General features: G+C 35.5%; 7 protein-coding genes and 1 pseudogene. All 8 read left to right on the plus strand.

Annotation, left to right across the window (positions count from 1 at the left end; genetic code table 11):
- Positions 1–38 precede the first annotated feature (38 nt).
- Entirely contained in the window at positions 39–1,484 is a 1,446-nt protein-coding gene (locus tag RQ907_RS06585; RefSeq protein WP_311492583.1) for a peptidoglycan binding domain-containing protein, read from the plus strand.
- Between the two features lie 8 nt (positions 1,485–1,492).
- A complete protein-coding gene (locus RQ907_RS06590) occupies positions 1,493–2,317 on the plus strand; it encodes an energy-coupling factor transporter ATPase (RefSeq protein ID WP_311492584.1) in 825 nt (274 codons plus the stop codon).
- A complete protein-coding gene (locus tag RQ907_RS06595) occupies positions 2,314–3,171 on the plus strand; it encodes an energy-coupling factor transporter ATPase (protein WP_311492585.1) in 858 nt (285 codons plus the stop codon). The genes RQ907_RS06590 and RQ907_RS06595 overlap by 4 nt, the downstream gene beginning before the upstream one ends.
- The gene (locus RQ907_RS06600) at positions 3,164–3,958 is read left to right on the plus strand and encodes an energy-coupling factor transporter transmembrane component T (RefSeq protein ID WP_311492586.1); all 795 of its coding nucleotides are present in this window, start codon (positions 3,164–3,166) and stop codon (positions 3,956–3,958) included. The genes RQ907_RS06595 and RQ907_RS06600 overlap by 8 nt, the downstream gene beginning before the upstream one ends.
- 11 nt (positions 3,959–3,969) lie before the next feature.
- Positions 3,970–4,695 (plus strand): tRNA pseudouridine(38-40) synthase TruA, encoded by a 726-nt coding sequence (gene truA, locus RQ907_RS06605; RefSeq protein ID WP_399522408.1) that lies wholly within the window; start codon positions 3,970–3,972, stop codon positions 4,693–4,695.
- On the plus strand, positions 4,692–5,084 hold the full coding sequence (locus RQ907_RS06610; RefSeq protein ID WP_311492588.1) for a hypothetical protein: 393 nt from the start codon (positions 4,692–4,694) through the stop codon (positions 5,082–5,084). Before truA ends, RQ907_RS06610 begins: the two co-directional genes overlap by 4 nt.
- Positions 5,074–6,279 carry a DUF4097 family beta strand repeat-containing protein gene (locus RQ907_RS06615; protein WP_311492589.1) on the plus strand — a complete coding sequence of 402 codons (1,206 nt, stop codon included), beginning with the start codon at positions 5,074–5,076 and terminating at the stop codon, positions 6,277–6,279. The genes RQ907_RS06610 and RQ907_RS06615 overlap by 11 nt, the downstream gene beginning before the upstream one ends.
- A gap of 68 nt (positions 6,280–6,347) precedes the next feature.
- Positions 6,348–7,326: pseudogene (locus tag RQ907_RS06620) on the plus strand (RecQ family ATP-dependent DNA helicase); the annotation flags it as partial.

A 7,326-nucleotide genomic window follows, 5' to 3' on the forward strand; every position in this document is an offset into this window, starting at 1 on the left:
ATACAATGGTGGTCAAAAGGTAGATTTTTACCAGTATTTTGGCAAGAAACCAGAGTGAGGAGGACGTCATAACAGAAGAAAATAGCAAAAAGAAATCCAGGGCCCTAACCCTCGTATTTCTTGTAATAATCGCACTTTATTTGATAGTAACAGTAATATTTAGCTTTATAGCCCTACCAAATACCCATGTCAACGGCAGGGATATATCTTTTGCCTCAAAAGACGAGGCTCTAAGAAAACCATCAGAAGCTTTTACAATCGAAATCGTAGGCAGGGATAAGAGGAAAGCACTCTTAGACTTAAAGGATGTAGACTACAGTGCAAGCATTCCACAAACAGCATCTATAGATCAAAACCCATTGAAATGGCCACTTGCTTTTTTAAACATAGCAAATGATGATTTTTACTTTGACTATAATGTTAAATACGATGAAGAAAAATTGGAAAAAAACCTAAAAGGTCAAGCCTTGTTAACCAAGGTAAAAGAGCCTGTAAATGCGAGCCTTAAGTATGAAAATGGCTCCTTTAAAATAATCCCTGAATCTTTAGGGAATAAAATTAACTATGGAAAGTTGATAAAAAAGATTAAGGATGCCATATATAGCCATAAGCAAGAAGTAGTTCTTGAAGATAGTGACTATGTAAATCCTACAGTAACAAACAATTCAAAAGAACTTGCCGGTTTACTTGATGATGGTAAAAAAATTGAAAACTTGAAAATTGGTTTTAATTTTAATGGCTTTGATTTTAAACTACAAGGTGAAGAATTTATCGATATGTTCGACACTGATAAGGGTAGTTTTGAATTAAACTATGATAAGATTACAAAATACGTTGATAAAATTGCCGATGAAACTAATACCTATGGCAAAAATAGGACTTTCAATGCAACAGGCATTGGAAAAATCACAGTAAATCCTGGTGTCTATGGATTTGTTTTGGATGTGCCAGCTACAATTGATAAGATTTATGAGCTTGTAAATGCGAGAATGTCTGGAGATGTAGAACCAGTTTACGAAAGAACTGGTCTCAAAAGAGAAGCTGACGGATCAGATTTGGGCTCTACCTATGTAGAAGTAGACCTTTCACGCCAACATTTGTGGTATTACCAAGATGGTAAGCTTATTTTGGAATCACCTATAGTTTCAGGTTTGCCAAATCCTTCTAAGTGGGCAACCAACGTTGGAGTAGGGTCAATCCTTGAAAAAGCAAGCAATAAGACCTTAAGGGGTGAAGGCTTTGACGGGTCAAGGTATGAAACTCCTGTAAAATACTGGATGCCAATAGGTTGGGATGGTGAAGGCCTCCATGATGCACCTTGGAGAGGTGGTTTTGGTGGAAATATTTACTTTACAGATGGAAGTCACGGTTGCTTAAACCTACCACCAGCTATAGCAACAAAACTTTTTGATAATGTTCAACATGGCACACCAGTAGTAGTTTATGAATCAAGCACAAATTACAGCCCAGCAATGAGTTATTAGGATAAAAAATGATTAAGATAAAAAATGTAACCTATACTTATCCAGGTATAGACGAGGATAGTAAGGGCAAAACAGCCCTTGATGATGTATCTATAGATATAAACAAGGGTGACTTTGTCGCTATCTTAGGCCATAATGGCTCTGGCAAGTCTACCCTTGGCAAACTTTTAAATGCTCAGATAAAACCGACTAAGGGAGAAATCCTTGTCGATGACGTATCAAGCTCTACTGAAGGAAGTGAATGGGATATTAGGAAAAAATGTTCGATGGTATTCCAAAATCCTGACAACCAGATGGTGGCAACCACAGTTGAGGAAGAAGTAGCCTTTGGACCAGAAAACTTAAGGGTAGAGCATCCTGAACTAAGGCAGAGGGTTGATAAGGCTATAGAACTTGTTGGAATGAGCGCTTACAAGCATAGAAATCCATCTAACTTATCAGGTGGACAAAAACAAAGAGTATCAATTGCAGGTGTAATTGCCATGCTTTCTGACTATATAATTTTTGACGAGCCAACAGCCATGCTTGATCCTCAGGGTAGAAAAGATGTAATTAGTCTAATTCAAAGCCTTAACAAGGACTACAAAAAGACTATAATTTACATTACCCATTATATGGAAGAGGCAGTTCTCGCTGATAAAATTGTTGTTTTAGATAGGGGCAAGAAGGCTCTTGAGGGAAGCAGCAGAGAAGTTTTTTCCCAAGTTAAAAAGATGAAAGAGTTAGGGCTTACAGTTCCCCAAGTCACAGAAGTAGCCTATGGCTTAAGCCAAAAAGGCATAAAATTTGACAGGCTACCTTTGACTGTCGAGGAGTTTTTAGAAAGCTTATGAAAATAGAGATAAAAAACGTTGACTATATCTATAACCAGGGCCTACCCAACGAGGTCTATGCCCTTAAGGATATAAATTTAGAAATAAATAGCAGGGAAATAATAGGCCTCATCGGTCAAACTGGTTCTGGAAAATCAACCCTAGTCCAACTTCTAAATGGACTTTTAATCCCAACAAACGGTGACGTTATCATTGATGGGATAAATTCCAAGGATAAGACCAATAGAAAGCAAGCAAGATTTAAGGTTGGTCTTGTTTTCCAATATCCAGAAAACCAATTATTTGAAGAAACCATAGCCAAGGATATAGCCTTTGGTCCTAAAAATATGGGTCTAAAGGAAGATGAAATCCACCAAAGAGTAAAGGCTGCTATGGAAAAGGTTGGTCTTGACTATGAAACCTACAAGGATGTTTCACCTTTTGAAATTTCTGGTGGCCAACAAAGAAGGGTTGCAGTTGCAGGAATCTTGTCCATGAATCCAAAAGTCTTGGTATTAGATGAATTGACAGCAGGACTTGACCCTATTGGACGTGAGGAAATTTTTAAGGAACTTATGAAAATTTATGAAGATGACGATGAACTAAGTATTGTTCTTGTAAGTCACTCCATGGAAGATGTGGCAGAATATGTTGACAGGGTCATAGTTATGAATGGGGGCAAGGTCTATTCAGACAAGTCTACCTTTGACACCTTTACATCTGTTGACCTTGATACCATAGGCCTTGATGTGCCACAGATAACTAAATTTATGAGGGCCTACAAAAAGCAAAACCCAGATGTGAATGAAAAAATTTATACAGTTGATGCTGCAATCGAAGAATTATACAAGCACTTAGGAGGAAAAAATGACTAACATAACCATAGGTCAATACCTTCCTTTTGATAGTTTTATCCATAAGCTAGACCCAAGGGTCAAAATTATCGGGGTATTTTTATATATCATTACCATATTTTTTGTAAAGGACTTTATTACTTATATTCCTTTTATAGTGCTTTTGATAGCAATCTTGTCTATAGCCAAGATTCCCTTTAAGGCAATAATTAAATCCCTAAAGCCTTTGATTTTCATTATAGTACTAACTGGTGTAATTAACTTAATTACAACTCCTGGTAGGGAAATTTTTTCCATATGGAAGTTTTCTATAACAGAAGAAGGTATTTTTAGGACAGCCTTTACAATCCTAAGATTAGTTTTAATTATCCTTTCAACATCAGTTTTAACCTACACCACAAGCCCAATGGAACTAACTTACGGCCTAGAAAAGCTATTTTCGCCCCTAAAGAGAATTGGTTTTCCTGCAGGAGAACTAGCCATGATGATTTCCATATCTTTAAGGTTCATCCCAACTCTTTTTAATGAGGCAAACAAGATAAAGATGGCACAAATGGCAAGGGGAGCTGATTTTGAATCAGGCAATGTTATAGACAGGGCAGTATCTATGATTCCTCTTTTGGTGCCACTTTTTATAAATGCCCTAAAAAGGTCAGGCGACCTCGCAACTGCCATGGAAGCAAGACTTTATAGGATTGGTGAAGAAAGAACAAAACTTAATGAGATTTATATGCACAAATCAGATTGGATTTGCCTAATCAGTTTCACAATCTTTTGTGTTGTAATAATTGTTTTATATTTCCTATGATAAGAAATGTATTGGTAAAACTAGCATTTGATGGTAGGGACTTTAAGGGTTACCAGTATCAAATAGATCAAAGAACAGTTGAAGAAGAAATAAAAAAAGCAATTATGGCGGTAACAGGCGAAGATAATAGGATTATTGCCTGTGGGAGGACAGATGCAGGAGTCCATGCCAAAACATTTTATGTAAATTTTCTCACAGCCAGCAAGGTTAGTCCAAGAGGCTTTGCCTTTCATATCCAGCCTTACTTGCCAGATGATATTTTAGCCCTCTCTTCAAAAGAGGTGGGTCTTGATTTTCATGCTAGGTTTTCTTGCAAGTCAAAAACCTACAAGTATGTTATCAATCAGGAAAAAAATCCCCACCCCATATATAGGTCATATATGGAAAATATTACCTATAAGCTTGACTACAATAAGTTAGGCGAAGGCCTTGAAATTTTAAAGGGAGACCATGATTTTAGGCTCTTTATGAAAGAAGATAAAGATATAGAAATTAATACTCATAGAAGAATTGACGACTCTTATTTTAATAAGAAAGAAAATAGGTTAGAAATTTTCTTTAAGGCAGAGTCTTTCCTCCATAACCAGGTGAGGATTATGACTGGAAGTCTAATAGAACTTGCAAGGGGCAAGATTAGCCTTGATGATTTTAAAGCTTATTTTGACCCAGAGTCAAAAACCAGAGCGAATCCAGCCCTAAGTCCGGTTGGCCTATACTTATGGGAGGTAGAATATTGATAGTAATAGATATAATTAAGGAGCTTAAGGCTCTTGTAATATTGATATTTTGTATATTTTCAGTTTTCGTAGTAAAAGAAGCTGATATGACAATCCTCCTAGCAGTGATTTCTATTTTTCTTCTTGGACTTAGTTTTTATATTAAATTTAACGGACTAGTCATAAGTAAAAATATTTTTTACCTAATAATTGCATGTGTGAATGTATTTACTTTATTTTTTGTGATACAATATTTAATACAGGGAGAAATAACTTCTAAGTTTCTAGAAAAAGTTTTTGGTATTTTTATGAATAAGGACAAGACTTTATTTTATATCAAGTGGTTATTTTTCCTAACATCAGGATTATTAATTTTAGAAAAATTAGGTGGTGGCAAGAGTGGACGATAAAAAAATTAAGATTGACGAAGAGCTAATTGAAGATAAAAATGAAAATAAAGAGCAAGAAATTCCTAAAAAGATTAATCCTCTAAAGCTTTTAGAAAATATAAATAAGAAGTATTTGATTTTTGGAATAATTGGCGTAATTTTACTATTTTTGATTATATTTAAAATTTCTTCGAAAAAGAATGCGTCAATTCAAAATTCAGCTACAACCAGTCAAATTGACGAAAACTCCTACAACCAGTCCCGTATAATGAGGGTTGATTTAAACAAGATTAAGTCAATTGACTTTGACCTGGGATCTTCAGATGTAAGGATTCAACGTTCTAATACCAACCCTTACATTGAATATACCGAGCTTTTTAGGGGAGAAGACCATTCCTATAAACTTGACGTAAGCTTTGAGGATGGTGTTTTAAAGCTAAAAAGCAAGGTTACTGGCAAACAACTTTACATGAAGGATAAAATTCCGATAGTGAGGATATTCCTTCCATCAGAAGGTGGCATTGAGGAGATAAAGGGAACAATAAGCGCTGGCGATGTAAAGATAGATGACCTTGAGGTTAAAAATTTTGACTTAAAGATAATGAGTGGAAATATCAGTCTTAACAATGGATTTTTCCAAGGTTCTATTAGAAATGAGTCTGGGTCTATAAACCTAGACAAAAGTGAAATATCAAATACAAAACTGTCTACAGTTACTGGTGATATTATAGTTAAGGACTCTAAATTGGGCAATAGGTTAGATTTTTCAACATCTACAGGTGATATCCTAATAGGTGCTAAGGATACTATTGATAATTATAATATAAATGCAGTTCTTGAAGTGGGTAATTTTGTACTTGGAAATATTTCTTATAGGAATATTAAAGACGGCTATCTTTCTGATAACAAGGCGAGAAATAATATTGACCTAAGGACAAAAATCGGAGATATTGTTTTTAATAGGGGCGAGGGTGCTAAAATCGAAAACGAAGAGTACCTCACAAAGGACAGCAAGATTAAAAATGATGAAGATAACGCCCTAGAAAAGAATATCGATAGGACTGAAAAAGAAAACAAAAAACGCAAAAAGAAGAAAAGAAAAAAAGATTCAGGAAAAAAACGACAAGCAGAAGAAAATCTAGAATCTGAAGAAAATAATGATTTAGAGAAGAATCGAGATTCAGAAGAAAATTCAAAAGAGGAAGAAAATAATTAGGTCCTAGGTCTTATTTATTTTTTTTAGATGATATTAAAGATAAAATTACAAGCAATTTAATAAAATAATTTGTTTTTGATTCCTTTAGGAAGGGGCAAAGAGAAATCATAGGGAACATCCTAGAGGGCAGGGACGTCTTGGGAGTCCTACCAACAGGTGGTGGCAAGTCTATTTGCTACCAACTGCCTGCCCTCATGAAAGATGGATTAACTTTGGTGGTTTCTCCTCTAATATCCCTTATGAAAGACCAAGTCGATGCCCTAAGGGAAGACGGTATAATGGCTTGCTTTATCAATTCTAGCCAGGATTATGAGACCTATATCGATACTCTAAATGATGTAAGAAAGGGCAAGATTAAACTCCTCTATATTTCGCCAGAAAGGCTCGATAATGAGTTTTTTAGGGACTTTTTAAGGGAAATCAAACTCTCTTTTGTGGCAGTTGACGAAGCCCATTGTATTTCCCAATGGGGTCACGATTTTAGACCCTCTTACAAATTGATAGCTGACCTTTATAATATAATCGGATCGGATGTGCAAATAGCAGCCTTTACAGCCACAGCCACTAAAGAAGTTAGGGAAGACATAATAAATAATTTGTCACTAAAAAATCCCTATGTAAAGGTAACAGGCTTTGATAGGCCAAACCTAAAATTCATGGTGAGAAAACCAAAAGATAAGTTGAAATTTTTAAAAAATTATTTGGAGGAAAACCAAGATAAATCTGGAATCATATACGCTTCTACCAGAAATAGGGTAGATAAACTTGAAAGAAACCTTAAGGCAATGGGATTTAGCGTAACTAAATACCACGCAGGTCTAAGTGAAAAAGAGAGAAAAAAAGCCCAAGAAGACTTTATTTTCGACAAGAAAGACCTGGTTGTAGCTACAAATGCCTTTGGTATGGGAATTGATAAGTCAAATGTAAGTTTTGTTATCCATTACAATATGCCTAAGGATATGGAATCCTACTACCAAGAGGCGGGTCGTGCTGGCAGGGATGGTGAAAAAGCTGATTGTATCTTACTTTACTCTGCCAAGGCTATAA

It is taken from the genome of uncultured Anaerococcus sp., assembly GCF_963510575.1.
GTDB lineage: Bacteria > Bacillota > Clostridia > Tissierellales > Peptoniphilaceae > Anaerococcus.